The following is a 24,006-nucleotide window of genomic DNA, read 5'->3' as shown; positions in this document are numbered from 1 at the left end:
GGCGGAGCCGCGCCGGTAGGATGGAGCCGATGTCAGCCCTCACGCCTCCTCCCTTCTCCACCGCGACCGGCTCCGATGTTCGCGTCCGCTTCTGCCCGTCCCCCACGGGGACGCCTCACGTCGGACTCGTGCGCACGGCCCTCTTCAACTGGGCGTACGCCCGTCACACGGGCGGCACGTTCGTGTTCCGCATCGAGGACACCGACGCCGCGCGCGACAGCGAGGAGAGCTATCAGCAGATCCTCGAGGCGCTGCGGTGGCTCGGACTCGATTGGGACGAGGGCATCGACGTCGGCGGGCCCCACGGTCCCTACCGGCAGTCGCAGCGCTCCGAGGTCTACCGAGACGTCATCGATCGACTCGTCGCCGCCGGCCACGTGTACGAGAGCTTCTCCGACGCGGCCGAGATCGACGCGCGCAACGAGGCCGCCGGTCGGCCCAAGCAGCTCGGCTACGACAACTTCGATCGGGATCTCACCGACGAGCAGCGCGCCGCGTTCCGCGCGGAGGGTCGGGAGCCCGCCCTCCGCCTCCGTGTGCCGGACGCCGACCTCTCCTTCGACGACCTCGTCCGCGGTGAGATCACGTTCCCCGCCGGCTCCTTCACGGACTTCGTCGTCGTCCGTCCCAACGGTCAGCCGCTCTACACTCTCGTGAACCCGGTGGACGACGCCATCATGGGCATCACCCACGTCTTGCGCGGCGAGGACCTGCTGTCGTCGACCCCGCGTCAGATCGCGCTCTACCACGCCCTCGTCGACATCGGACTCACGGACGTCGTCCCGCGGTTCGGTCACCTCCCGTACGTCATGGGCGAGGGGAACAAGAAGCTCTCCAAGCGCGACCCCGAGTCGAACCTCTTCCACCACAAGGACCGCGGTTTCATCCCCGAGGGCCTCGTCAACTATCTCGCGCTCCTCGGGTGGGGCCTCGCCGCCGACCGCGACGTGTTCTCCCTCGACGAGATGGTCGCGGCCTTCGACGTCGTGAACGTGAACCCGAACCCGGCACGATTCGATCTCAAGAAGGCCGAGTCGATCAACGGCGACCACATCCGTCTGCTCGCACCGGAGGACTTCGCCGAGCGTACGATCCCGTACCTGACGGCGGCGGGCGTCTTCGACGGAGAACCCACCGAGGAGCAGCGCGCCGTGCTCGCTGCGGCGACGCCGCTCGTGCAGGAGCGCGTCGGGCTTCTCGGGGAGACCCCCGGCATGCTCGGGTTCCTCTTCACGACGGCCGATCGACTCGAGTACGCGGACGACGCCGTCGCGGGACTCCCCGTCAACGCCCCGGACGTGCTCGCGGCCGCGAGAGACGCGCTCGAGGGACTGTCCGAGGAGGAATGGGCGACGGAGCACATCCAGTCGTCACTCGCCGAACGGCTCGTCGAGGGCCTCGGGCTCAAGCCCCGTGTCGCATACGGCCCCGTCCGCGTGGCCGTGTCGGGCCGCCGCGTATCCCCGCCGCTCTTCGAGTCGCTCGAATTGCTCGGCCGGGCCGAATCGCTCGCCCGCATCGAGCGTTTGCAGGCTCGGGCGACGGCATGACCGAATGGGACGTGGTCGTCGTCGGCGGGGGGCCGGCCGGCCTCTCCGCTGCGCTCAACCTCGTGAGGGCACGGCTCCGTGTGCTCGTTCTCGACAGCAACCGGCCCCGGCACTCGGCGACGCTCGTGTCGCACGGCTTCCTGACGAGGGACGGCGTCTCGCCACTCGACCTGCGGGCACTCGGCCGGGAGGAGGTCGACGGCTACGAGGGCGCGGAGGTCGCCTTCGCCCTCGTCACGTCGGTCGAACGGACCGATGACGGGTTCCGTGTCCGCGCGACGGGCGTCCGCGGGGCTCCCGACCGCGACGTGACGACGGAGCGCATCCTCGTCACGTCGGGCCTCACGGAGACGCTTCCCGGCGTGCCAGCGCTCCGCGCCTACTACGGCACGAGCCTCCACAGCTGCCTCACGTGCGACGGCTATGACAAGAGCGGCCAGCCCCTCGCCGTGATCGGCGAGACCGACGACGTCGCGGACATCGCATGGCGGACGCTGCAATGGAGCGACGACGTCGTCGTCTTCACCAACGGGATCTCAGCCGTCTCCGGAGCGGACCGCGCAGAACTCGAGGGCGCAGGTGTGCGCGTCGTCGAGGAGAGGATCACGGCCCTCGAGGGTGACCGCTCCGGTCTCACGGGCGTGACCCTGGAGTCGGGTGAGACGATCCAGCGGTCTGGAGGGTTCGTCCGCCCGGTGTGGGCTGCAGCGCTCGGCTACCTCGCCGGCGTGGACGACGCCCTCGACCGAGACGAGCTCGGACTCATCCGCACGGACGAGCTCGGGCGCTCGAGCGTCGCCGGGCTCTACGCGGCGGGGGATGTCACGCCGCCGGGGCCTCAGCAGCTCGTGGTCGCCGCCGGTCACGCCGCCGTCGTCGTGGGAGGCATCCTCGCCGACATAACGGACGAGCGACGCCGGTCGGCGTCCGCCGCGACGAGGCCGTCCGAGAGCGAGATCGTCTGACATGTCGGACCGCGCCTTCTCCCGCAGACGGCCGCGGTGGCTCGTGTGGCTGCCGTCCATGGTCATCCTCGTCCTGATCGCCGCGGCCGGCGTGCTCGCATGGCAGGTGTCGAGCGGGTCGATCGGTCGCGCTGCACCGCCGGAGGTGTCGGAGGCCGTGACCACCGATGGCTTCTCCCGGTTCTCCGATGACGGCATCGCCTACATCCGGGACTCCCTCCAGGCGCGCATCGATCTCTCGGAGACCGAGCCCGACGCCGCCGAACTCGGTCTGCCGGCGGACGGCGACACCGTCGTGGAGAGCAACGACTTCTCCATGAGCGTCGGACTGTACGTGGGGGAGGAGTCGATCCGGATCCCGTCGGCCACGATCACGCTCACGACGGAGGACGGACGACTCGTGGCCCTCGACCTGGCCGTCTCGGCCCAGGGCTACCAGGAACAGAGCGCGCTCCTGGCCCAGGTCGCCGAGCGGTTCGGGATGGACCCGGCGTCCCTCGTCGACCTCGACGAGAACGTGGCGCAGGACGTCCGCGACGAAGCGGCGACGGAGTACGCGGTCGGCCCCGGCGCGGGATTCGGACGTCCGGCGACGGCGACCGTCGCCGTCCTCGGCGGCGACGGCACGGCCTTGAGCCTCCGCATCGACTTCTCGTCGTGAGAGCCCGTCCGCCGGTTTGGACGGAGCTCCCTCGGTGAGCTAGGGTTGGATGTCGGTCGGGGCTTCGGGTCCGAAACCGGTGGGGTATGGTGTAATTGGCAACACGGCTGATTCTGGTTCAGTTGTTCTTGGTTCGAGTCCAGGTACCCCAGCAACATCGCTCCTCCGATTCCAGGGAATCGGGGGAGTTCTTGCGTTGACGCGAAGTCCTCGGCGACGTGGTCGCGCTGGACCGCCAGCTGGCGGACTCAGATGCCGACCACGCCGCTCCGGAGTCGCCGACGAGCACGTCGGCGGCGAACGGCACGCCGGAGACCGCGAGGCTCACGGCCAGTGTCCCCGTCGTCACGACGACGAGCACGATCGCGACCTGAGCCGATACCGCCTCCGTCGCCGCGGCGTCGAGGACCGCGCCGGTGAAACCGATGCGTCCACGGAACGACTTCCGGAGGTGGACCGCCTCGAGGGCGGGGGATGGATTCGTGTTCATGTCTCCAGCGTCGCGGCGGACCGCCGTGCGCGCCCCGGCCGCGAGGACGGTCGACCCTGTCCTAAAGGACGGGACGGAGATTCCGACGATTTCTTCGGTGAATCGGTCTGAAAGGTGGAACGCCCGGGTACTGGGGGAAGGACGCGGGTCAGGCCGCGTCCCGACTTCTCCAGGAGAACATGATGGGAACGCTCAAGTACGGAACGGCGGACTACGAGATCGACGATCGGGTCCTCGCGCACTTGCGAGTCGTCATCGTTCAGAAGCTCCGTCGGCGGGAGAGCTTCCTGCTCTCGTGGGACCATCACGCCGTGAACGGCGGTGGCCGCACCTCGCTCTGGGTGACGGACGGCGTACTGCTCGCCTTCACGTTCTTCGGCAGCCGTCAGGCCAATCTCGACCGCGACTGGCTCGACCGCATGATGTCGGCGAGCCATTCGGTCATGGGGCTCAACCTCGAGGAGGTGCCCGAAGTGCCGCCGGGTGAGGACGCCGCGCCGCGATCATCGCGACGGAGTGGCTCGGGGCGCGGTCGTGCGGCATCATGAGGGACATGAGTGAACCCGGCGCGGAGTACTTCGCGAGACTCGCCTACGACCTGCAGGCGGAACCCGACACGGAGGCGACCGTCGACGTCGTCGTGGAGTACGCGCGCGATGCCGTCAAGTGCGACGGCGCGGGCGTGCATCTCCTCGAGGGAAAACGGATCCGGACCGCGGCGTCGACGGGCGAGCTCGTGCGTCAGGCCGACGACCTTCAGAACGAACTCGGCGAGGGGCCGTGCCTCTCCTCGATCGAGTCCCTCGGCAGCTACGTCGTCCCCGACTCCGCGAACGATCCGCGCTGGCCGGTCTACGGCCCGCGTCTCGCACGTCTCGGCTACCGATCGATGGTGAGCGTTCCGCTCGTGACGAAGGACAGCGTGATCGGGTCGCTCAACCTCTTCTCCGTCGCGCCGCATTCACTCGACGCCACCGATGAGGCCGTCGCACGCATCTTCGCCCGGCACGCGTCCATCGCTCTCGCGAACGCCCGCTCAGAGGACAACCTGGAGAAGGCCCTCGATGGTCGCAAGGCGATCGGGCAGGCTCAAGGCATCCTCATGGAGCGCTTCAGGATCGACGAGGGTCGAGCGTTCTCGCTCCTCCGACGCTACTCGCAGCACCACAACACGAAGCTCGTCGTCGTGGCGCAGGACGTCATCAGCGGTGGACTGTTCCCTGCGCTTCCCGATGCTGGTGAGGCCGATCGAGCTCCCGTCGAAGAGCTCGGAGCGAGCCGTCGAGCGAACGGGAGACGGCCTTCTGCGTCGAGCCCGTCCGACGAGCGATCTCGGCTTGCGTGAGGTCCTCGAAATACCGCAAGTAGACGACGAGTCTCGCGTCGTCCGGAAGCGTGCGGAGGGCCTGGACCAGGGGGATGCGTGAGTCCGCCTCGTCGAGTCGCCTGTCGAAGTCCCCGACCGTGCTCGACAGCGGAACCACGTCGTCGGCGGTGACGACGGCGGCGTCGAGCGAGAGCGGGGCGGCGAGCGATCCCGCCGAGGTGTCCCCGGTGCCGACGAATGCCCGGGGGATCCGCACGATGCGCGCGCTGTCGCGGAGGTAGTGGAGCAGTTCGCCGCGGATGTACGCCGCCGCGAAGGCCGCGAACGCCGATCCGGCTTGGCGGTCGAACCGCCTCGACGCCTTCACGAGGGCGAGATAGGCCACCTGTCGGAGGTCGAGGCGGTCGCTTCCGCGCCCCGACCAGCGTTCCGCGAGGGCCTCGGCGAGCGCGAGATGCGCGTGCACGAGATCGTTCGAGACGTCGGACCGTCCGGTGGTGCGCGTAAATGTCGCGGAAGCGCCGAGTGAGGACAGCGGCGCGCTCGGCGCCAGAGCTTCCGACGGCGCGGCGACCCAAGAGACCTGGGCGGAACGCACGGCGATGAGAGTGGGGGAATACACGGATGGCCTCGTCGTGGATCGAGAAGGCGATGGCGCACTGTTTGACCATCGGTGTGGACATCAGATTAGCACCGGTTGACACGGTGGGGACCGGTGTGGATCGTTGGCAGCGTGAACAGTTCATCCGAGCGCACCACAGGGGACGGCCCCGACGTCCGTCCGGACGGGCGGGACGAATCGGCCAACGAGCGCCTCGACCGGCACTGGAACGAGATCCTCCAGGAACTGCGCGTCGCTCAGACGGGAACGCAGATCCTGACCGGATTCCTGCTCGCCCTCGCCTTCCAGCCGACGTTCAAGGACCTCGACACGCTCCAGACGACGGTGTACCTCGTGCTCGTGTCTCTCGCAGCCCTCGCGACGGTCTCCGGGCTCGCACCCGTGAGCTCACATCGCATCCTGTTCGGCCGCCTCATGAAGGAGAAGGTCGTCGGCTACGGGGATGTCCTCCTCCGCGTGACGCTCGCGATGATCTCGTTGCTCCTGACCGGAGTGGTCTTCTTCCTCTTCGACGTCGTCGTGAGTCGTCGCGCGGCGATCGTCGCCGGCGCCGTCGTCGTGGCCGTCGTCGTGAGCCTCTGGCTCGTCGCGCCGATTGTCCTCCGGAGCCGATCGGACGGTGACGGGACGCGGACCTGACGGTCTGTCACGCCGTTGTCAATCCGGTGTGCGCGACGCTGTGCCCGACGCACACTGACGACCGGAGCCGTCCGACCACCCGTGGTGCGTCGGGTGGTCGGACGGTCTCCGTCCATCGACGCGGAGTCGTGCCGTTCAGTCGAACACGCCGCCGCGAGCGCGCTGTTGTGGTCTCACGTCGACGTCTTCACGACGCATCACTTCTCCGCGACGGTCGTACCAGGTGATCCGGCGCTCCGCTGCGGCTGTGCGGATGCACTCCTCGACGATCCGTCCATCCGAGGAGATGTCGTGGTTGCTCCAGCGTGCGGCTGCATTGTCGTTCATCATCGCCGGCCTCCTCATCGAGGGATCCAGGCTAAGCGCGCACCACGGAGCGGCCCACACCTTGACGAATGGGCGGCTCTGGGGCAGACGGGAGTCAGATCGACAGTGTGTCGCCGGGCTCCAGAGGGTGATAGGTGCCGCCGCCCTGCTCGGTGGCCCACGCGAGGCGCTGGTTGGACATGTCCTTCCCGGCCCGCGACAACACCATCTCGTGCGTCGGGAACGCATGACGCGGCTTCACGGCGAGGACGTAGTCGATCGACTCGGAGATCTTGAGCCAGGGCGCCCCTGCGGGAGCGGCGAGGACGTCGACCGCGACGCCGTCGGGGATCGTGTAGGCGTCTCCCGCGTAGTAGAGCTTCTCGTTGACGAGGACGCCGACGTTGTCGACGACCGGGATCGACTCGTGGATCACGGCGTGCTTCCGGCCGAAGAACCGCAACCGGAACGAACCGACCTCGGCCGAGTCACCGTGGGCGACGACCGTGACGGGGCCGTCCCCGATCGCCGCCGCGACCCCCGCCGGTGCGAATATCCGGACGTCGGGGCTCGCCTGGATGATGCGGTCGAGCTGCTCCCGCGTCCAATGGTCCGGGTGCTCGTGTGTGATGACGATGGCGTCGGCCCTCGTACCGTCGGTGATCGCCGTGGTGAAGGCACCCGGGTCGATGAAGAGACGACGACCGGCCTCCTCGAGGATGAGGGCGGCATGTTCGAGCTTCGTGAGTTCCATGGGTGCAAGCCAATACGCGCGGAGGGTCTTCGGCAAGGGGTACGCGCGACGATGACTGAAATCGCCTGTCTCGCCGTCGGCTTCGCGGCCCTCGCCGTCCTCGCGAGAGTCGATTTGGCGGACTCCACGGCGTGTGCAATACTCGAACTCGTTGTTTTCCGGCCCCATCGTTTAGCGGCCTAGGACACCGCCCTCTCACGGCGGCAGCGCGGGTTCAAATCCCGCTGGGGTCACGTAGCGGCAAGGATTCATCTCCTCGCCGTGGAGACATGAAGAACAGCACGAGAGAAGCCCTCTGGACTCATGCGTCCAGGGGGCTTCTCTCGTTTCCGGGAGGCCGCACCCTCCTGCGTACAGGGCCGCCACTCTGGGCGCAGGCGGCACCGGGGGAGTCGTTTCGTTGCGATCCGATTAAATAGCGCGATCGCGGGACGCCACAGGGAATCCGGGTGATCGATGTGTGTTAGGACTGGAACATCACAGCGGCGTCCGCCGCGGCTCAGCCGCGCGTTCACGCCATCCCCCACCAGGAAGGAATGACGGATCGATGACATCCGCATCCAGGCGTCGAGTGCGCCTCCTCACCATCACGGCCGGCGCCACGGGCGCCGCCCTCATCCTCGCGGGCTGCGCCGCCGGAGGATCTGACAACGGCGACTCGGGCGGCTCGAGCGCCATCACGGTCGGAACGACCGACAAGGTCACGGTCCTCGACCCGGCCGGCTCGTACGACAACGGCTCCTTCGCCGTCATGAACCAGGTCTTCCCGTTCCTCATGAACACCCCGTACGGAAGCCCCGACGTCGAGCCCGACATCGCCGAGTCCGCCGAGTTCACCGCGCCGACCCAGTACACGGTCACCCTCAAGGAGGGCCTGACCTTCGCGAACGGCAACGAACTCACCTCGTCCGACGTCAAGTTCACGTTCGACCGTCAGCTCGCCATCGCGGACGAGAACGGCCCGTCGTCGCTCCTCTACAACCTCGACAGCGTCGAGACCCCTGACGAACTCACCGCGGTCTTCAACCTCAAGAGCGAGAACGACCAGATCTTCCCGCAGATCCTGTCGAGCCCGGCCGGACCCATCGTCGACGAGGACGTCTTCTCGGCGACCGAGCTCACGAGCGACGACGAGATCGTCGAGGGCAAGGCCTTCGCCGGCCAGTACTCGATCGAGAGCTACGACTTCAACAACCTGATCTCGTTCACCGCGAACCCCGACTACCAGGGCGTGCTCGGTGCGGCCGAGAACGAGCAGGTCGTGCTGCAGTACTTCGCCGACTCCTCGAACCTCAAGCTCGCCATCCAGGAGGGCGAGATCGACGTCGCCCACCGCAGCCTCTCCGCGACAGACATCGCCGACCTCGAGGGCAACGACGACGTGAGCGTCGAGACGGGCCCCGGTGGCGAGATCCGCTACATCGTCTTCAACTTCGACACGCAGCCGTTCGGCGCGCAGACGCCGGAGGCCGACGAGGCCAAGGCCCTCGCCGTCCGCCAGGCCGTTGCCGACCTGATCGACCGCGACGCGCTCTCCGACGACACCTACAAGGGCACCTACACGCCCCTGTACTCCTTCGTCCCCGAGGGACTGACCGGAGCGATCGAGCCCCTCAAGGAGCTCTACGGCGACGGGGAGGGCGGACCCTCGACCGAGGCCGCGGAGAAGCGCCTCTCGGACGCCGGGATCGACGCTCCCGTCGAACTCAACCTGCAGTACTCGAACGACCACTACGGTCCGACGTCGGGTGACGAATACGCGGCCATCAAGTCGCAGCTCGAGGAGTCCGGTCTCTTCACGGTCAACCTGCAGACCACCGAGTGGGTCCAGTACTCGAAGGACCGCACGTCCGACGTGTACCCGCTCTACCAGCTCGGTTGGTTCCCGGACTACTCGGACGCAGACAACTACCTGACGCCGTTCTTCCTCACGGACAACTTCCTCGCCAACCACTACGACAACGCCGAGGTCAACGACAAGATCCTCGAGCAGGCGTCGATCGTCGATCCCGCTGAGCGCCAGGCCGCACTCGAGGAGATCCAGACGATGGTCGCGTCCGACCTCTCCACCATCCCGTACCTCCAGGGTGCTCAGGTCGCCGTCGTCGGCTCCGACGTCAGCGGCGTCACGCTCGACGCGTCGTTCAAGTTCCGTTTCGCGCCGATCACCAAGGGCTGACGCCCCTTCGGGCCGAACGACCCCCGCGTCGCGACGCTCAGAAGTGAACTAAAGTGCCGGGGTGACCTCCACAGGTCACCCCGGCATTTTCACCGCTCCCACCTCGGAGGTCCCCCTGAACGCCCCTGCCCGCACCGACGACCCGGCGACAGCGCCGGCGACGGCGGCCACTCCGCGGAAGGCACGACAGTCCGGCTCCAGTCTCTGGCGCTACATGCTCGTGCGATTCCTCCTCATCTTCCCGACGATCTTCATCCTCGTCACCCTCGTGTTCCTGCTCATGCGCACGACGGGCGACCCCATCACGGCGGCCCTCGGTGGCCGGCTCACAGCAGACCAGCTCGCTGAGCGCGTCGCGGCCGCCGGCTACGACCGGCCGCTCTTCGTGCAGTACGTCGAGTACATCGGCCAGATCTTCACGGGTGACTTCGGCACGACGCTCTCGGACAACCGACCCGTGCTCGAGGTCCTCGTCGTCTACGGTGCCGCGACCGCCGAGCTCGCCTTCTACGCACTCATCGTCGCGTTCATCGTCGGCATCCCGCTCGGAATGGTCGCGGCGTACTTCCGCGACAAGGCGCCGGACGCGATCCTGCGCATCCTCGCGATCCTGTTCTACGCGACGCCCGTCTTCTTCGCCGGTCTCCTCCTCAAGCTCGTCTTCGCGGTCACCCTCAAGTGGCTCCCCGTGTCGGGGCGTGCGTCGACGAGCACGGAACTGCAATTCGCACTCCTCGACGGTCGCTCCGGTCTTTACATCGTGGATGCGTTCCGGACGGGCGACCCCGAGGTCATCGGCGACGTGCTCTCGCACGCCGTGCTCCCGGGACTCGCTCTCGGCCTCCTCACCGCCGGGGTGTTCCTCCGCCTCGTCAGGGCGAACATGATCGGCACGCTCGGCACCGACTACGTCGACGCGGCACGTTCCCGCGGGGTGAGCGAATTCCGACTCGTCCGCACGCACGCGTACCGACCGGCGCTCATCCCGATCATCACGGTCATCGGACTCCAGGTCGCGATGCTCCTCGGCGGTGCCGTGCTCACGGAGACGACGTTCGAGTGGAAGGGGCTGGGGTTCCAGCTCTCCGAGTACCTGCAGGCGCGCGACTTCGTGGCGGTGCAGGGCATCGTCGTCCTCCTCGCGGTGATCGTCGCCGTCACCAACTTCATCGTCGACATCGTCGCGGCGCTCATCGACCCGAGGGTGAGGTACTGACATGACCACGACAGCAACGCGCGCCCCGCGCCGACGCCTCGTCGACCGTCTCCCCGTGCTGAAGCAGCTCCGTCAGAGCGTCGGCATCCAGCGCGGCATGCTCGTGACGGGACTCGTGCTCACGGCCGTCTTCGTGCTCTCCGCGTTCCTCGCGCCCCTCATCGCACCCTACGGCTTCAGCCAGATCCGCGACGAGAGCGGCACGTTCGGGACTCAGCAGGCCCCGAGCCCCCAGCACATCCTCGGTACGACGGTGAGCGGTTTCGACGTCTTCTCGCGAGTGGTGTGGGGAGCCCAGACGGCTCTCGGCGTCGTCGTGATCGCGGTCGCGCTCTCGATCGTGGCGGGCGTCCTGCTCGGTCTCGTCTCCGGATACTTCGGCGGATGGCTCGACCGGGTCCTCGTCGTCGTGTGCGACGCGATCTACGCCTTCCCCTCCCTCCTGCTCGCGATCGTCATGTCGATCGTGATCTCGGGCGGACAGTCGAGCCTCTGGGGCGGCATCTTCGCCGCGGCCATCTCGATCACGGTCGTGTTCATCCCGCAGTACTTCCGGGTGATCAGGGCCGAGACGGTCCGCATCAAGGCCGAGGCCTTCGTCGAGTCGGCTCGCGTCATCGGCGCGAGCAACCGCCGCATCATGTTCCGCCACGTCCTGCGGAACGCGACCCGCACTCTGCCGCTCATCTTCACGCTCAACGCTTCGGAGGCGATCCTGACGCTCGCGGGACTCGGGTTCCTCGGCTTCGGCATCGAGCCGACGGCCGCCGCCGAGTGGGGCTTCGACCTCAACAGGGCGATCGCCGACGTCTCGAGCGGTATCTGGTGGACGGCGGTGCCCCCCGGCCTCGCGATCGTCCTGACGGTCCTCGGAGTCACCCTCGTCGGCGAGAGCCTCAACGACCTGTCGGACCCGCGCCTGCGTGGCCGACGCGCCGTTGCGGCCGACGCCGGCGCCGTCGCCGAGACCTCCGTGGTACCCGGTGGCAGCATCGACCCCTCGATCATCGATGGAACGGACGGACGAGCATGACCGATGTACTGACGATCTCCGACCTCGACGTCTCCTTCTCGACCGACGCCGGAGCGGTCAAGGCCGTCGACGGCGTGACGCTCCGCGTCGGCGAGCGCGAGGTCCTCGCCATCGTGGGGGAGTCGGGGTCCGGGAAGACGGTCACGGCCAAGACCATCCTCGGCCTCCTCCCCGACACGGCGACGTCCTCGGGCGCGGTGGTCCTGCGCAGCAAGGACGGCGCGAGCGAGAACGACGTCATCTCGGTGTCCGGATCGACGCTGCGTCGGCTTCGCGGCTCCGATGTCTCGATGGTCTTCCAGGAGCCCTCGACGGCGCTCAACCCCGTCTTCACGGTGGGGTGGCAGATCGCCGAGGGGCTCAGAGCACACGACTCCCGGCTCGGCCGGAAGGCGGCGCGCGCCCAGGCGATCGACATCCTGCGCCGCGTCGGTATCCCGGAGCCCGAGTCCCGCGTGGACTACTACCCCCACCAGTTCTCCGGCGGACAGAAGCAGCGCGTCGTCATCGCCATGGCGCTCGTGCTCGACCCGGGGCTCATCGTGGCCGACGAGCCCACCACGGCGCTCGACGTGACCGTTCAGGCCGAGATCCTCGATCTCCTGCGGCGCTGCCGCGACGAGTTCGGGGCGTCGATCGTCCTCATCACGCACAACATGGGTGTCGTCGCCGACCTGGCGGACCGCGTCGCCGTCATGTACCAGGGTGAGCTCGTCGAGGAGGCGGACGTCAAGACGCTCTTCTCGGCGCCGACGGCCGAGTACACGAAGCGACTGCTCGCGGCCGTTCCGCGCATCGGGCAGAAGCTCGAGGCGGCGGAACGCCGTGCCCCCGTCGCCTCGGCGGCCGAGCCGATCGTCGTCGCGAGCGACTTGCGTATCCAGTACCCCGGCCGCTTCGGGCGCCCCGGATTCGTCGCGGTCGACGGCGTCGACCTCACGATCGGTGCCGGCGAGGTCGTCGGCCTGGTGGGGGAGTCGGGCTCCGGCAAGACGACGATCGGTCGCGCGATCGCGGGCCTCACGCCCGTGACGGGCGGCTCCCTCTCGGTGCTGGGCGTGGAGATGCGTGGCGTCAAGGAGCGCACGTTCGGCCCTGTCCGCAAGGACATCGGTTTCGTCTTCCAGGATCCGGCGTCGAGCTTCAATCCCCTCCTCACGATCGCCGAGGCGGTCTCCGAGCCGCTCGCGGTGCACCGCTCGGACCTCGACGAGACGGCGGCGCGCAAGCGCGTGGACGAGCTCCTCGAAGCCGTGCAGCTGCCTCGATCGTACGGCGATCGCTTCCCGCACGAACTCTCGGGCGGTCAGCGTCAGCGCGCGAGCCTCGCGCGCGCTCTCGCCCTCGAGCCGAAGCTCCTCATCGCCGACGAGCCCACGAGCGCGCTCGACGTGTCGGTGCAGGCGCGCGTCCTCGAGCTCTTCGCGGAGCTCCAGGCCGAGCTCGGGTTCGCCGCGCTGTTCATCAGTCACGATCTCGCCGTCGTCGACATCCTCTCCGACCGGATCGCGGTGCTCTACCGCGGTCGCCTGATCGAGGAGGGCACGGGCGACGAGGTGCTCGGCGCGCCGACGGACGACTATACGCGGCGGTTGCTCGCGTCGTTGCCCGTCCCGGACCCCGACGCCCAGCGCCGACGCCGCGAGGAACTCGCGCTCATCGTCGCTGCGGAGCGCGCGCAGTCCGTCTGACGCCGACCGGGTGCTCAGCGTTGCTGGGCACCCGGTCCCCTCGGCGACGGCGCGACGCCGCGTCGAGAAGCGTCGCCTCGCGTACGGCAAGCGGTCGTCGAGAGAATGCTCGACGGCTGTACACTTGACCAGCCGAAGGGGAGTATCCCTCAATCGCCACGGTCGTCAGTACGGGTCACGAAGACGAGATCCCGGTCGTGGCAGCGCGACTCGAGCGCGGGAGAGACTTTCGTGATTCCGCCGTACCCCGGCACCCTCGTTCACGAAAGGCACGCCGTGCACCCCGAGCTTCCCCTGGTCTTCGAAATCGGCTCCTACGTCGGTCTCGGGCTCATCCTGCTCTTCGACCTGCTCTACGTCGTCAAGCGCCCCCACATCCCCTCGTTCCGCGAATCGACGCTGTGGGTCGTCTTCTACGTCACGCTGGCCCTCGCGTTCGCGGGGCTCATGTGGGCGTTCACCGACGGTGAGTTCGCGGGGCAGTTCCTCGCCGGCTGGCTCACCGAGTACAGCCTGTCGATCGACAACCTGTTCGTGTTCGTCATCATCATGGCTCGCTTCTCGGTCCCCCGGAAGTACCAGCAGGAAGTGCTCATGGTGGGCATCGTCATCGCGCTCGTTCTCCGCGGCATCTTCATCCTCCTCGGCGCCCAGATCATCGCGAACTTCTCGTTCGTGTTCTACATCTTCGGCCTCTTCCTCCTCGTCACCGCCTACCGCCAGGCCTTCGCGAACAACGAGGACGCCGACGACGGCGAGACGCGCTTCACGCTCTTCCTCCGTCGGAAGCTCGGCGTACACGACGAGTTCGACGGCTCGAAGCTCCGCACGACGGTCAACGGCAAGCGCATGTTCACTCCCATGATCATCGTCTTCATCGCGATCGGAACGACCGACTTCATCTTCGCCATCGACTCGATCCCCGCGATCTTCGGCATCACGCAGAGCCCGTTCATCGTGTTCACGGCCAACGTCTTCGCGCTCATGGGTCTCCGCCAGCTCTACTTCCTCCTCGGCGGACTGCTCGACCGGCTGCGCTACCTCCACTACGGCATCGCGTTCATCCTCGCCTTCATCGGCGTGAAGCTCTTCCTCCACGCCATGCACGAGAACGAGCTCCCCTTCATCAACAACGGTGAGCACATCGAGTGGGCGCCCGAGATCAGCACGTGGATGTCGCTCGCCGTCATCGTCGTCGCGATGACCGTCGCGACCGTCGCGAGCCTCGTCCATTCCGCGCACGAGCGCCGCAACGGCGTCGCGACCGATGCGGGGGAGAAGGACCGCGTCGAGTCCGCCGTCGACGCGTCCGCGTCCGAGCAGACGCCGCCGGCGCCTGGCACGCGGGGCGAGGGCGACGTCCGCTGACGCGGTGCTATTCTGTGGGGATGCTGCTCGATCGGTCCCTCCTTCTTCGTCGCCGCGACGAGGCTTGACTACCTGGCCTCCCTCGTCGCGGAGGTTGCTATGGCCGGACCCGATCGAAGAAGGACCGAAACCATGAGTACATCCACCACGGGCGCTGCATTCGTGTCGGACACGGCGGAACGACCCGCCGTTCCGGCCGAGACTACGACGGGCCCGCTCACGCTCGCCGAGAAGATCTGGCGCGACCACCTCGTCGTCAAGGGCGAGGACGGTACCCCCGACCTCATCTACATCGACCTGCACCTCGTGCACGAGGTCACGAGCCCGCAAGCGTTCGACGGCCTGCGCCTCGCGGATCGGCCCGTGCGTCGCCTCGACCTCACGATCGCGACCGAGGACCACAACACGCCGACGCTCGCGATCGACAAGCCCATCGCCGACCTCACGAGTCGCACGCAGATCGAGACCCTGCGTCGCAACGCCGAGGAGTTCGGCGTGCGCCTGCATTCGCTCGGAGACGTCGAGCAGGGCATCGTCCACGTCGTCGGTCCGCAGCTCGGTCTCACGATGCCGGGGATCACGGTCGTGTGCGGCGATTCGCACACCTCGACGCACGGCGCATTCGGCGCGATGGCGTTCGGTATCGGGACGAGCGAGGTCGAGCACGTCCTCGCCACCCAGACGCTGCCGCTCAAGCCGTTCAAGACGATGGCGATCAACGTCGACGGGACCCTGAAGCCCGGCGTCACCGCGAAGGACATCATCCTCGCGGTCATCGCGAAGATCGGCACCGGCGGCGGCCAGGGCTACGTGCTCGAGTACCGCGGTTCGGCCATCCGTCAGCTCTCCATGGAGGGCAGGATGACCATCTGCAACATGTCGATCGAGGCGGGTGCGCGCGCCGGAATGGTGGCGCCGGACGAGACCACGTTCGCGTACCTCGAGGGCCGCCCCCACGCCCCGCGGGGCGAGGATTGGGACGAGGCGGTCGCGTACTGGCGCACGCTCCCCACCGACGATGGCGCGGTCTTCGACGCCGAGGTGTTCCTCGACGCCGACGAACTCGAGCCCTTCGTCACGTGGGGGACGAACCCCGGCCAGGGTGTGTCCCTCAGCCAGAACGTCCCGGACCCGGAGGCGATCGTCGACCTCAACGAGCGCGCCGCCGCGGAGCGTGCCCTCGAGTACATGGACCTCCAGGCGGGAACGCCGATGAAGGAGATCCCGGTCGACGCCGTCTTCATGGGGTCGTGCACAAACAGCCGGATCGAAGACCTCCGTGCCTTCGCCTCCATCATCCAGGGGCGCCGTAAGGCCGAGAACGTGCGCGTCATGGTCGTCCCCGGATCGGCTCGAGTGCGACTCGAGGCGGAAGCCGAGGGCCTCGACAAGGTCTTCCTCGACTTCGGCGCCGAGTGGCGTTTCGCGGGGTGCTCGATGTGCCTCGGCATGAACCCCGACCAGCTCGCCCCCGGTGAGCGCTGCGCCTCGACGAGCAACCGGAACTTCGAGGGTCGGCAGGGCAAGGGTGGCCGTACGCACCTCGTCTCGCCCCTCGTCGCTGCGGCGACGGCCGTCCGGGGAACGCTGTCGAGCCCGTCGGACCTGGAGGACTGAGCCATGGACAAGTTCGAGACCGTCACCGGAGTCGCGATGCCGCTCAAGCGGTCGAACGTCGACACCGATCAGATCATCCCCGCCGTCTATCTCAAGCGGGTCACGAAGACCGGCTTCGAGGATGCGCTCTTCGCCGGGTGGCGCCAGGATCCGGAATTCGTGCTCAACCAGCCGCAGTACGCGGGAGCGCAGATCCTCGTGGCCGGACCGGACTTCGGCACCGGATCGAGCCGCGAGCACGCCGTCTGGGCGCTGCGCGACTACGGTTTCAAGGTCGTCGTGAGCGCCCGTTTCGCCGACATCTTCCGCGGGAACAGCGGCAAGCAGGGGCTGCTGGCCGCCCAGGTCGAGGAGGCGGAGGTCGAGCGGATCTGGGCGATCATGGACGCCGAGCCCGGTATCGCGGCGACCGTCGACCTCGTCGCGCGCACCGTCGTCGTCGGTGACGAGAGCTTCGCGTTCCAGGTGGACGACTACACGCGGTGGCGCCTGCTCGAGGGGCTCGACGACATCGGCCTGACGCTGCGCGACGAAGAGGCGATCACGCGGTTCGAGCAGTCGCGGGCCGGGTGGCGTCCGAAGACGATCCCCGCTCGCAGCCTGTGAGATCCGAACGGCCGGCCCGGCCGCTGTGCGGACACGGGCCGGTCGTCTCGGGCTCCGCTGGAGTCCGTCGGATAATGGTCTCGTGCCTCTGAGTCCATCGAGCGGTCGACCGCGTCGCTCCAATCCTGAGAAGTCGAGACCGTCGTTCTTCTGGTTCCTCGCGGGCGTCGCGCTGCCGCTGAGTCGGATGATGATGGTGATCCGGATCGAGAACGGCGAGAAGCTGCCGCGGTTCGGCCCTGTCATCCTCGCCCCGAACCACTACTCGGAGATCGATCCCGTCGTCATCGGTCTGGCCGCATGGAAGCTCGGCCGGGCACCGCGGTTCCTCGCGAAGGCCTCGCTTTTCGACGTCGCGGGCCTCGGCTGGCTGTTGCGCTCGTCTGGCCAGATCCCGGTGGAGCGCGCCGGGTCGACCCGCGACAAGGACCCCATGGCGGCGGCGGCCCGGGTCGCCGAGCGCGAGCAGGTGCTCGTCGTGTATCCCGAAGGAACGCTCACGCGCGATCCCGCGATCTGGCCGATGCGAGGCAAGACGGGGGCCGTCCGACTGGCACTCCAGCACGGGATCCCGGTCGTGCCTGTCGCGCACTGGGGTACGCAGCAGGTCATGGCGCGCTACTCGAAGAAGATCTCCTTCTTCCCGCCGAAGAAGGTCCGGGTACGATTCGGTGACCCGGTCGACCTCTCCGCGTTCGAGGGCAAGCCGCTCGACGGCTCGACCCTCGCCGCAGCCACCGATGTCGTCATGACCGCCATCACCCGCGAGCTCGAGGAGCTCAGGGGTGAGAAGGCCCCAGAGACGCGGTGGGACCCGTCGAAGCGCGGGCAGAGTGAAACGGGTCGTTTTGAGTCGTAGACAACAGGCCAAGGTCGCCGTCCTCGGCACCGGCAGCTGGGGGACCACGTTCGGCAAGATCCTCGCCGACGGAGGCGCCTCGGTCACGATGTGGGCGCGTCGCGAGGAAGTCGCTCGCGAGATCTCCCGGTCGCACCGCAACAGCGACTACCTCCCGGGCATCACGCTCCCGCCGAACCTCTCGGCGACCTCCGATCTCCGTGCCGCGCTCTCGGGGGCCACGCAGGTCTTCGTGGCGGTCCCGAGCCAGACCCTGCGGGAGAACCTCCTCGCGATCCGCCCCCTCCTCGCTCCCGACGCCATCGTCGTCTCGCTCATGAAGGGCGTCGAGAAGGGCACTGGTCTCCGGATGAGCGAGGTCATCGTCGAGACCCTCGCGATCGATCCTGGTCTCGTCGCCGTAGCCTCCGGACCCAACCTCGCTCTCGAGATCGCGCGGGAGCAGCCGACGGCCGCGGTCGTCTCCTCGAGCCGGCTCGAGACGGCTCAAGCCGTCGCGACGCTCGCTCGGAACACGTACTTCCGCACCTTCGTGAACACCGATGTCATCGGGACCGAGTTCGGCGGAGTGCTCAAGAACCTCATCGCCGTGGCGATCGGTATCGTCGACGGCGTCGGATACGGTGAGAACACGAAGGCGTCGATCATCACGCGCGGGCTCGTCGAGATGACGGACTTCGCGGTGGCGCGAGGGGCGAAGGCCGAGACCCTCGCGGGGCTCGCGGGTCTCGGTGACCTCATCGCGACGTGCCAGTCACCGCTCTCCCGCAACAACACGGCAGGGCGACTACTCGGCCAGGGCTACAGCTTCGGTGCCGTCGTCAAGCAGATGCAGCAGACGGCGGAAGGGCTCGCGTCGGTTGCTCCCGTTCTCGAACTCGCGCGCGAGATCGGTGTCGAGATGCCCATCGTGCAACAGGTCAAGCAGGTCCTCGATGGCACGCTCGACCCGAAGGACATCGCGCCGCATTTGACCACCGACAGTGACGAGCCGCAAGGCGAGAGGACAGGGGATGACAGTGAAGCGACGAGTGGTGGTCCTCTTCGGCGGGCGTTCAAGCGAGCATTCGATCAGTTGCGCAACGGCCGGGGGAGTGCTGTCGGCGATCGATCGTGAGCTCTTCGAGGTCGTCCCCGTCGGGATTACCCGCGAGGGCGTGTTCGTGCTCGAGGACGACGATCCGACGAAGTTCGGTCTCGACCCCGAGCACCTGCCGGAGGTCCTCGACAACGGATCGCGCGTGCGGTGGCCGGAGGACTCGACGAGCCGCGAGCTCTCGGTGACCCACGCCGACGGCAGCATCGCCTCCCTCGGAGTCGTCGACGTCGTGTTCCCGATCCTGCACGGCCGGTACGGCGAGGACGGCACCGTCCAGGGGCTCTTCGAGCTCGTCGGCCTTCCCTACGTGGGTTCGGGTGTCCTCGCCTCCTCGGTCTCCATGGACAAGCACTTCACCAAGACCGTGCTGCAGCACGCGGGAATCGCCGTGGCCCCGTGGGCGACCGTGTCGGCGGCGGGCTTCCGCGCCGATCCCGAGGCGGCGCTGCGAAGCGCGGAGGAGCTCGGTTTCCCCGTCTTCGTGAAGCCGGCTCGCGCGGGCTCGAGCGTTGGCGTCTCGAAGGTCGAGGCACCGGAGGGTCTCGACGGTGCGATCCGTGACGCGCTCGAGCACGACGACCGCGTCCTCATCGAGTCGACCGTCATCGGTCGCGAGGTCGAGATCGCGGTGCTCGAGGGACGCGCCGGGGCACAACCGCGGACGTCGGTGGCGGGGGAGATCGTCGTCTCCGGACGGGGCTTCTACGACTTCGACGCCAAGTACCTCGACGCGCCGGGAATCGACCTCGTCTGCCCGGCATCGCTCACGGACGAGGAGCTCGCGGAGATGGGCCGCATCGCGCAGGAGGTCTTCACGGCCGTCGGCGCCGAGGGCCTCGCTCGCGTCGACTTCTTCCTCACCGAGGACGGCTTCGTCGTCAACGAGCTCAACACTCTTCCCGGTTTCACGCCCATCTCGATGTTCCCGAAGTGCTGGCTCGCGTCCGGACTGGCCTATCCGGACCTCATCACGGAGCTGCTCGAGATCGGCGCTGCACGCGGCGCACGCTGATGCCGTCGTCGGATGGGCGGACGGTCGTCGCCGACATCGGCGAGGCCGAGCTTCTGTCGCGCATCCTGCCGCTCCTCCCCGCTGCCGCTGCCGCGAGCATCGGTCCGGGCGACGACGCCGCGGTCGTCGGCACGACCGACGGCCGTTTCGTGGTGACGACCGATCTCATGGTGCACGGGCCGGACTTCCGCCTCGCGTGGTCGTCGCCGTGGGAGCTCGGCTGGAAGGCGGCCGCGACGAACCTGTCGGACGTCGCAGCGATGGGTGCCAGGCCGACGGCGCTCGTGATCGCGATCGCCGCTCCACCGTCTCTGCCCGTGAGCTCTCTCGAGCGGTTCGCGGAGGGGGTACGTGACGCGTGCGCCGAGCTGGCGCCCGGGTGCGGCGTGGTCGGAGGGGACCTTTCCGTATCGGAGACCTTCACGATCGCCGTCACGGCGTTCGGCGACCTCGGCGGTCGGGCTCCCGTCCTCCGATCGGGTGCGCGCCCCGGCGATGTCGTGGCGGTCTCGGGAGAACTCGGCCGCGCGGGAGCCGGTCTCCGGCTGCTCTTCACGGAAGCGGTCGACGATGCGGGAGTCCCCGATCCGGACAGGGCGGTCTCTCTTCGCGAGCGGTCGGGTGACGTCCTGTCGGCCCAATTCGCGCCGCGGCCGCCGATCGCCGACGGCGTCCTCGCGGCCGTCGCCGGTGCCACGGCGATGCTCGACCTCTCGGACGGCCTCGCGATCGATGCGGCGCGGCTCGCGACGGCGAGCGGTGTCGGCATCGATTTCGACGGCGCGTCTCTCGGACCCGACCGGGCGATGGCGCTCGGAGGGGGAGAGGACCACTCGCTGCTCGCGACCTTCCCTCCGACAACGTCGCTCCCCGGCGGCTTCCGCGCCATCGGTGTCGTCGTCCGAGAGCCGGTCGGCCTCGTCCTCGCGGACGGGCGGCCGGTGGAACGGAGCGGGTGGGACCCGTACGCGGGGTGGGACGGCGCCAGGGGCTGACGGGGACATCATCGTTGTCGGTCGCGTCCACGTCTGCGCGGTGGCCGGCGTCGTCACCTGCGCTGTCGTCTGCGTCGTCGTCCGGAGGATCAGACGGCGGGTCGCGCCGGGCCGCCGCCCGACGTAGCCGCGTCGTCGTCGCCCGTGTCGGCACCGGCGAACCACACGCGCGTCTCGCCGTAGTCGCGACTGCGCAACAACCGGATCCCGTCGGGCCACCGCGGCTCGGGCGAGCGGGAACTGCGCTCCACGACGAGGACGCCGTCGTCCGCGAGATTGCGGGCGATCGCGTCGAGGTCGTGCTCGAGGTCGTCCTCGCCGAGGTCGTACGGCGGGTCGACGAGCACGAGGTCGACGGGAGACGCGAGCGACGACAGGTAGGAGCGCACGGCGTGCGGCGCGACCGCGATGGTCGCTTCCCCGCCGATGGCGCGCTGCACGGCGGCGGCGTTCGCGCGACAGAGCGCAGCGGCCTTCGGGTTCCGCTCGACGAGGACGACGGACGACGCTCCGCGCGATGCGGCTTCCAGGCCGAGGGCACCGGAACCCGCGTAGAGGTCGAGGACGCGCGCTCCGGCGATCGCGTCCCACGAATCCAGGGAGGAGAAGATCGCCTCGCGGACGCGTTCGCTCGTCGGTCGCGTGCCCGATCGCGGCACCGAGAGTCGAACGGACCGAGCACGTCCCGCGATGATCCTCGTCACCCGTCGAGCGTAGCGGGCCCGCGGATGACGAGGAGCGGACGGCGGAGGAGTGTCGGGGGTCGCCCGTAGAATCGGGGCATGAACGCGCTCGGACTCGACGATCGGCTCGATCGTGTCCTCGGCGCCAAGACGGCGGGCGTCTTCGCCCGTGCGTTCGGGTTCCGCACCGTCGGAGACCTGCTCGCGCACTACCCGCGTCGGTACGCACGGCGAGGAGACCTGACCGTCCTCTCGGAACTACCGATGGACGAGAACGTCACGATCGTCGCCCAGGTGGTCCAGGTCAACGAGCGGTCGATGCGCGCGCGTCGCGGCTCCATCCTCGAGGTGCTCATCTCGGACGGGAACGGCGCGCTCACACTCACGTTCTTCAATCAGTCGTGGCGCGCGAACGAGCTCACTCCCGGTCGAGCCGGCGTGTTCGCGGGCAAGATCAGCTCGTACAAGGGTCACAACCAGCTCGCGCACCCGACGTACGAGCTCTTCGAACCCGACGCGCCGAGGGGGATCTCGCCGAAGGTCTGGGCGGAGACGCCCATCCCGATCTACCCCGCGACCTCGGCGGTGACGAGCTGGGTCATTCAGAAGTCGATCGCTCTCGTCCTCGACGGGCTCGGCGACCTCGAGGATCCGGTGCCCGCCGCCGTCGCGGAGGCCGAAGAACTCATCGGGCTCCGCGAGGCCCTCGAATGGATCCACCGTCCCATCGACGACGCGCACTGGCGACGGGCCCGCGACACCCTGCGTTTCCACGAGGCCTTCGTCCTGCAGGCCGGTCTGCTCGAGCGACGGTTATCCGAGCGCGCCGAGCACGCGACGGAGCGCTCGGCGGCCCCCGGCGGGCTCCTCGAACGGCTCGACGCATCGCTGCCGTTCTCACTCACGGACGACCAGCGTGCCGTCGGTGAGGAGATCGCGGTCGAGCTCGCCTCCGGGACGCCGATGAACCGACTGGTGCAGGGCGAGGTCGGCTCGGGCAAGACCCTCGTGGCCCTCCGGGCGATGCTCGCGGTCGCGGAGTCCGGCGGCCAATCGGCGTTGCTCGCGCCCACCGAGGTACTCGCGGCCCAGCACGTGCGGTCGATCGTCGCGGCACTCGGCCCCGACCTCTCGGCCGAACTCGCACCCGTGCTCCTCACGGGGCAGCTCTCCACGGCGGAGCGCCGCCGCGCACTCCTGCGGATCGTGAGCGGGCAGGCCCGCATCGTCGTCGGCACCCACGCGCTGCTGTCGAGCGGCGTCGAGTTCTACGACCTGGGGCTCGTCGTCGTGGACGAGCAGCACCGCTTCGGCGTAGAACAGCGCGAGGCCCTTCGGCGGAAGGGAACGGTGCCGCCGCACGTCCTCGTCCTCACGGCGACGCCGATCCCTCGCACCGTCGCGATGACGGTCTTCGGCGACCTCGACGTGAGCGCGTTGCGCCAGCTCCCCGCCGGTCGGCAGCCCATCGAGTCCTTCGTCGTGCCACTCGCCGAGAAGCCGTTGTGGATCCGACGCGCGTGGGAACGCCTGTCGGAGGAGCTCGAGGCCGGTCGGCAGGCCTTCGTGGTCTGCCCCGCGATCGAGCCGGGCGAGCAACCGGCCGCGGAGGACGGCGTCGAGACGGCATCGGGCGACGGTGACGACGAGAGCGAGACGGCGCAGAGGCCGCCGATCGCGACGGTCAGCGAGGTGCTCGCCGAGCTTCGAACTCATCCCGCCCTCGCAGGCCGGGTGATCGAACCGCTCCACGGTCGCATGACGTCGGAGGAGAAGGACACGGTCATGCGGGGCTTCGCCGCGGGAGAGATCGACGTGCTCGTGGCCACGACGGTCATCGAGGTCGGGGTCGACGTCCCGGGAGCATCCATGATGGTCGTGCTCGACGCCGACCGCTTCGGGGTGTCCCAGCTCCATCAGCTTCGCGGCCGGGTGGGACGTGGAGGCCTCCCGGGGCTGTGTCTCCTCGTGACGCACGCGCAGGAGCAGACGCTCGCGCGCGATCGGGTCGAGGCCGTCGCCGCGACCCTCGACGGGTTCGAACTCGCCCAGGTGGATCTCGAGCTCCGCCGGGAAGGCGACGTCCTCGGCAGCGCCCAGTCGGGCGGCCGGTCCTCGCTCAAGTTGCTGCGCGTCGTCTCCGACTCCGACGTGATCGAACGCGCTCGCGACGCCGCCCTCGACCTGCTGAGAGGCGACCCGCGACTCGAGGGTCACCCCGCGCTGCGATCGGCACTCGATCGCCGGCTCGACGACGACACGCGAGCAGCCCTGGCGAAGAACTGAGAGAGTGTCGTCGACCCGACCGCTCGCGTTGGCCCGCCGGATAAGCTG

Annotated in this window: 22 protein-coding genes, 2 tRNA genes and 1 pseudogene; 20 read left to right on the top strand and 5 right to left on the bottom strand. The window is 68.6% G+C overall.

Annotation, left to right across the window (positions count from 1 at the left end; genetic code table 11):
* Window positions 1-29: 29 nt before the first annotated feature.
* From gltX to ELQ90_RS07990, 4 genes are all read left to right on the top strand, one after another.
* Entirely contained in the window at window positions 30-1,550 is a 1,521-nt protein-coding gene (gene gltX, locus ELQ90_RS08005; protein ID WP_128494712.1) for a glutamate--tRNA ligase, read from the top strand.
* The gene (locus ELQ90_RS08000) at window positions 1,547-2,515 is read left to right on the top strand and encodes an NAD(P)/FAD-dependent oxidoreductase (RefSeq protein WP_128494711.1); all 969 of its coding nucleotides are present in this window, start codon (window positions 1,547-1,549) and stop codon (window positions 2,513-2,515) included. The genes gltX and ELQ90_RS08000 overlap by 4 nt, the downstream gene beginning before the upstream one ends.
* Before the next feature lies 1 nt (window position 2,516).
* On the top strand, window positions 2,517-3,176 hold the full coding sequence (locus ELQ90_RS07995; protein ID WP_128494710.1) for a hypothetical protein: 660 nt from the start codon (window positions 2,517-2,519) through the stop codon (window positions 3,174-3,176).
* Window positions 3,177-3,256: 80 nt separating this feature from the next.
* Window positions 3,257-3,328, top strand: a tRNA-Gln gene (locus ELQ90_RS07990).
* Here ELQ90_RS07990 and ELQ90_RS07985 read toward each other — a convergent pair.
* The gene (locus tag ELQ90_RS07985) at window positions 3,295-3,666 is read right to left on the bottom strand and encodes a hypothetical protein (RefSeq protein WP_128494709.1); all 372 of its coding nucleotides are present in this window, start codon (window positions 3,664-3,666) and stop codon (window positions 3,295-3,297) included. The genes ELQ90_RS07990 and ELQ90_RS07985 overlap by 34 nt on opposite strands.
* Window positions 3,667-3,848: 182 nt before the next feature.
* On the opposite strand from ELQ90_RS07985, the gene ELQ90_RS07980 reads away from it, so the two are divergent.
* Both ELQ90_RS07980 and ELQ90_RS07975 read left to right on the top strand, forming a co-directional pair.
* The gene (locus ELQ90_RS07980; protein ID WP_208020589.1) at window positions 3,849-4,214 is read left to right on the top strand and encodes a DUF7882 family protein; all 366 of its coding nucleotides are present in this window, start codon (window positions 3,849-3,851) and stop codon (window positions 4,212-4,214) included.
* Window positions 4,211-4,858, top strand: a pseudogene (locus ELQ90_RS07975) (ANTAR domain-containing protein); the annotation flags it as partial. The gene ELQ90_RS07980 and the pseudogene ELQ90_RS07975, both read left to right, overlap by 4 nt.
* 10 nt (window positions 4,859-4,868) lie before the next feature.
* Here the strand turns inward: ELQ90_RS07975 and ELQ90_RS16940 are convergent.
* Entirely contained in the window at window positions 4,869-5,615 is a 747-nt protein-coding gene (locus ELQ90_RS16940; RefSeq protein ID WP_128494707.1) for a sigma-70 family RNA polymerase sigma factor, read from the bottom strand.
* Window positions 5,616-5,726: 111 nt separating this feature from the next.
* On the opposite strand from ELQ90_RS16940, the gene ELQ90_RS07965 reads away from it, so the two are divergent.
* Window positions 5,727-6,254, top strand: a complete 528-nt coding sequence (locus ELQ90_RS07965) for a DUF6328 family protein (RefSeq protein ID WP_128494706.1) — start codon at window positions 5,727-5,729, stop codon at window positions 6,252-6,254.
* Between the two features lie 135 nt (window positions 6,255-6,389).
* Here the strand turns inward: ELQ90_RS07965 and ELQ90_RS07960 are convergent, their stop codons facing one another.
* Window positions 6,390-6,584 carry a hypothetical protein gene (locus tag ELQ90_RS07960; protein WP_128494705.1) on the bottom strand — a complete coding sequence of 65 codons (195 nt, stop codon included), beginning with the start codon at window positions 6,582-6,584 and terminating at the stop codon, window positions 6,390-6,392.
* Window positions 6,585-6,675: 91 nt separating this feature from the next.
* Entirely contained in the window at window positions 6,676-7,314 is a 639-nt protein-coding gene (locus tag ELQ90_RS07955; protein WP_128494704.1) for an MBL fold metallo-hydrolase, read from the bottom strand.
* Window positions 7,315-7,474: 160 nt separating this feature from the next.
* Here ELQ90_RS07955 and ELQ90_RS07950 point away from each other — a divergent pair.
* The 12 genes from ELQ90_RS07950 to thiL all read left to right on the top strand — a co-directional run bounded on the left by ELQ90_RS07950 (window position 7,475) and on the right by thiL (window position 20,989).
* A tRNA-Glu gene (locus tag ELQ90_RS07950) sits at window positions 7,475-7,547 on the top strand.
* Between the two features lie 314 nt (window positions 7,548-7,861).
* Window positions 7,862-9,493 (top strand): ABC transporter substrate-binding protein, encoded by a 1,632-nt coding sequence (locus ELQ90_RS07945; protein WP_128494703.1) that lies wholly within the window; start codon window positions 7,862-7,864, stop codon window positions 9,491-9,493.
* Between the two features lie 214 nt (window positions 9,494-9,707).
* The gene (locus ELQ90_RS07940; RefSeq protein WP_128494795.1) at window positions 9,708-10,709 is read left to right on the top strand and encodes an ABC transporter permease; all 1,002 of its coding nucleotides are present in this window, start codon (window positions 9,708-9,710) and stop codon (window positions 10,707-10,709) included.
* 1 nt (window position 10,710) lies between these two features.
* Window positions 10,711-11,742 (top strand): ABC transporter permease, encoded by a 1,032-nt coding sequence (locus ELQ90_RS07935; RefSeq protein WP_128494702.1) that lies wholly within the window; start codon window positions 10,711-10,713, stop codon window positions 11,740-11,742.
* On the top strand, window positions 11,739-13,433 hold the full coding sequence (locus ELQ90_RS07930; RefSeq protein ID WP_128494701.1) for a dipeptide ABC transporter ATP-binding protein: 1,695 nt from the start codon (window positions 11,739-11,741) through the stop codon (window positions 13,431-13,433). The genes ELQ90_RS07935 and ELQ90_RS07930 overlap by 4 nt, the downstream gene beginning before the upstream one ends.
* A gap of 276 nt (window positions 13,434-13,709) precedes the next feature.
* Window positions 13,710-14,801 (top strand): TerC family protein, encoded by a 1,092-nt coding sequence (locus ELQ90_RS07925; RefSeq protein ID WP_243696061.1) that lies wholly within the window; start codon window positions 13,710-13,712, stop codon window positions 14,799-14,801.
* 132 nt (window positions 14,802-14,933) lie between these two features.
* Window positions 14,934-16,418 (top strand): 3-isopropylmalate dehydratase large subunit, encoded by a 1,485-nt coding sequence (leuC, locus tag ELQ90_RS07920; protein ID WP_243696060.1) that lies wholly within the window; start codon window positions 14,934-14,936, stop codon window positions 16,416-16,418.
* Window positions 16,419-16,421: 3 nt separating this feature from the next.
* Entirely contained in the window at window positions 16,422-17,024 is a 603-nt protein-coding gene (gene leuD, locus ELQ90_RS07915; RefSeq protein ID WP_128494699.1) for a 3-isopropylmalate dehydratase small subunit, read from the top strand.
* A gap of 82 nt (window positions 17,025-17,106) precedes the next feature.
* Window positions 17,107-17,883: a lysophospholipid acyltransferase family protein gene (locus tag ELQ90_RS07910; RefSeq protein ID WP_279432126.1), complete on the top strand. Its 777-nt coding sequence runs from the start codon at window positions 17,107-17,109 to the stop codon at window positions 17,881-17,883.
* Window positions 17,873-19,000, top strand: coding sequence for an NAD(P)H-dependent glycerol-3-phosphate dehydrogenase (locus ELQ90_RS07905; protein WP_128494698.1), 1,128 nt, complete (start codon window positions 17,873-17,875; stop codon window positions 18,998-19,000). Before ELQ90_RS07910 ends, ELQ90_RS07905 begins: the two co-directional genes overlap by 11 nt.
* A complete protein-coding gene (locus ELQ90_RS07900) occupies window positions 18,897-19,994 on the top strand; it encodes a D-alanine--D-alanine ligase family protein (protein WP_128494697.1) in 1,098 nt (365 codons plus the stop codon). The genes ELQ90_RS07905 and ELQ90_RS07900 overlap by 104 nt, the downstream gene beginning before the upstream one ends.
* Window positions 19,994-20,989: a thiamine-phosphate kinase gene (thiL, locus tag ELQ90_RS07895; RefSeq protein ID WP_128494696.1), complete on the top strand. Its 996-nt coding sequence runs from the start codon at window positions 19,994-19,996 to the stop codon at window positions 20,987-20,989. Before ELQ90_RS07900 ends, thiL begins: the two co-directional genes overlap by 1 nt.
* Before the next feature lie 89 nt (window positions 20,990-21,078).
* Here thiL and rsmD read toward each other — a convergent pair whose 3' ends face one another.
* Window positions 21,079-21,693, bottom strand: coding sequence for a 16S rRNA (guanine(966)-N(2))-methyltransferase RsmD (gene rsmD / locus ELQ90_RS07890; RefSeq protein WP_128494695.1), 615 nt, complete (start codon window positions 21,691-21,693; stop codon window positions 21,079-21,081).
* A gap of 78 nt (window positions 21,694-21,771) precedes the next feature.
* Between rsmD and ELQ90_RS07885 the strand changes: the two genes are divergently transcribed.
* Entirely contained in the window at window positions 21,772-23,958 is a 2,187-nt protein-coding gene (locus tag ELQ90_RS07885) for an ATP-dependent DNA helicase RecG (RefSeq protein WP_128494694.1), read from the top strand.
* The last annotated feature ends 48 nt before the right edge of the window (window positions 23,959-24,006 follow it).

This window comes from Labedella phragmitis (genome assembly GCF_004078635.1).
Lineage (GTDB): Bacteria > Actinomycetota > Actinomycetes > Actinomycetales > Microbacteriaceae > Labedella > Labedella phragmitis.
The sequence above is the reverse complement of the archived record's forward strand: the minus strand, read 5'-3'. Positions and strand labels throughout refer to the sequence as shown.

What these genes read in the sequence shown, in the direction of transcription:
- ELQ90_RS07885 (WP_128494694.1), top strand. Translation starts at nt 21,772, where the DNA reads ATGAACGCGCTCGGACTCGACGATCGGCTCGATCGTGTCCTCGGCGCC.
- gltX (WP_128494712.1), top strand. Translation starts at nt 30, where the DNA reads ATGTCAGCCCTCACGCCTCCTCCCTTCTCCACCGCGACCGGCTCCGAT.
- leuC (WP_243696060.1), top strand. Translation starts at nt 14,934, where the DNA reads ATGAGTACATCCACCACGGGCGCTGCATTCGTGTCGGACACGGCGGAA.
- thiL (WP_128494696.1), top strand. Translation starts at nt 19,994, where the DNA reads ATGCCGTCGTCGGATGGGCGGACGGTCGTCGCCGACATCGGCGAGGCC.
- ELQ90_RS07945 (WP_128494703.1), top strand. Translation starts at nt 7,862, where the DNA reads ATGACATCCGCATCCAGGCGTCGAGTGCGCCTCCTCACCATCACGGCC.
- ELQ90_RS07995 (WP_128494710.1), top strand. Translation starts at nt 2,517, where the DNA reads ATGTCGGACCGCGCCTTCTCCCGCAGACGGCCGCGGTGGCTCGTGTGG.
- ELQ90_RS07980 (WP_208020589.1), top strand. Translation starts at nt 3,849, where the DNA reads ATGGGAACGCTCAAGTACGGAACGGCGGACTACGAGATCGACGATCGG.
- ELQ90_RS07985 (WP_128494709.1), bottom strand. Translation starts at nt 3,666, where the DNA reads ATGAACACGAATCCATCCCCCGCCCTCGAGGCGGTCCACCTCCGGAAG.
- ELQ90_RS07940 (WP_128494795.1), top strand. Translation starts at nt 9,708, where the DNA reads ATGCTCGTGCGATTCCTCCTCATCTTCCCGACGATCTTCATCCTCGTC.
- ELQ90_RS08000 (WP_128494711.1), top strand. Translation starts at nt 1,547, where the DNA reads ATGACCGAATGGGACGTGGTCGTCGTCGGCGGGGGGCCGGCCGGCCTC.
- ELQ90_RS07935 (WP_128494702.1), top strand. Translation starts at nt 10,711, where the DNA reads ATGACCACGACAGCAACGCGCGCCCCGCGCCGACGCCTCGTCGACCGT.
- ELQ90_RS07960 (WP_128494705.1), bottom strand. Translation starts at nt 6,584, where the DNA reads ATGATGAACGACAATGCAGCCGCACGCTGGAGCAACCACGACATCTCC.
- ELQ90_RS07955 (WP_128494704.1), bottom strand. Translation starts at nt 7,314, where the DNA reads ATGGAACTCACGAAGCTCGAACATGCCGCCCTCATCCTCGAGGAGGCC.
- ELQ90_RS07900 (WP_128494697.1), top strand. Translation starts at nt 18,897, where the DNA reads ATGACAGTGAAGCGACGAGTGGTGGTCCTCTTCGGCGGGCGTTCAAGC.
- leuD (WP_128494699.1), top strand. Translation starts at nt 16,422, where the DNA reads ATGGACAAGTTCGAGACCGTCACCGGAGTCGCGATGCCGCTCAAGCGG.
- ELQ90_RS07930 (WP_128494701.1), top strand. Translation starts at nt 11,739, where the DNA reads ATGACCGATGTACTGACGATCTCCGACCTCGACGTCTCCTTCTCGACC.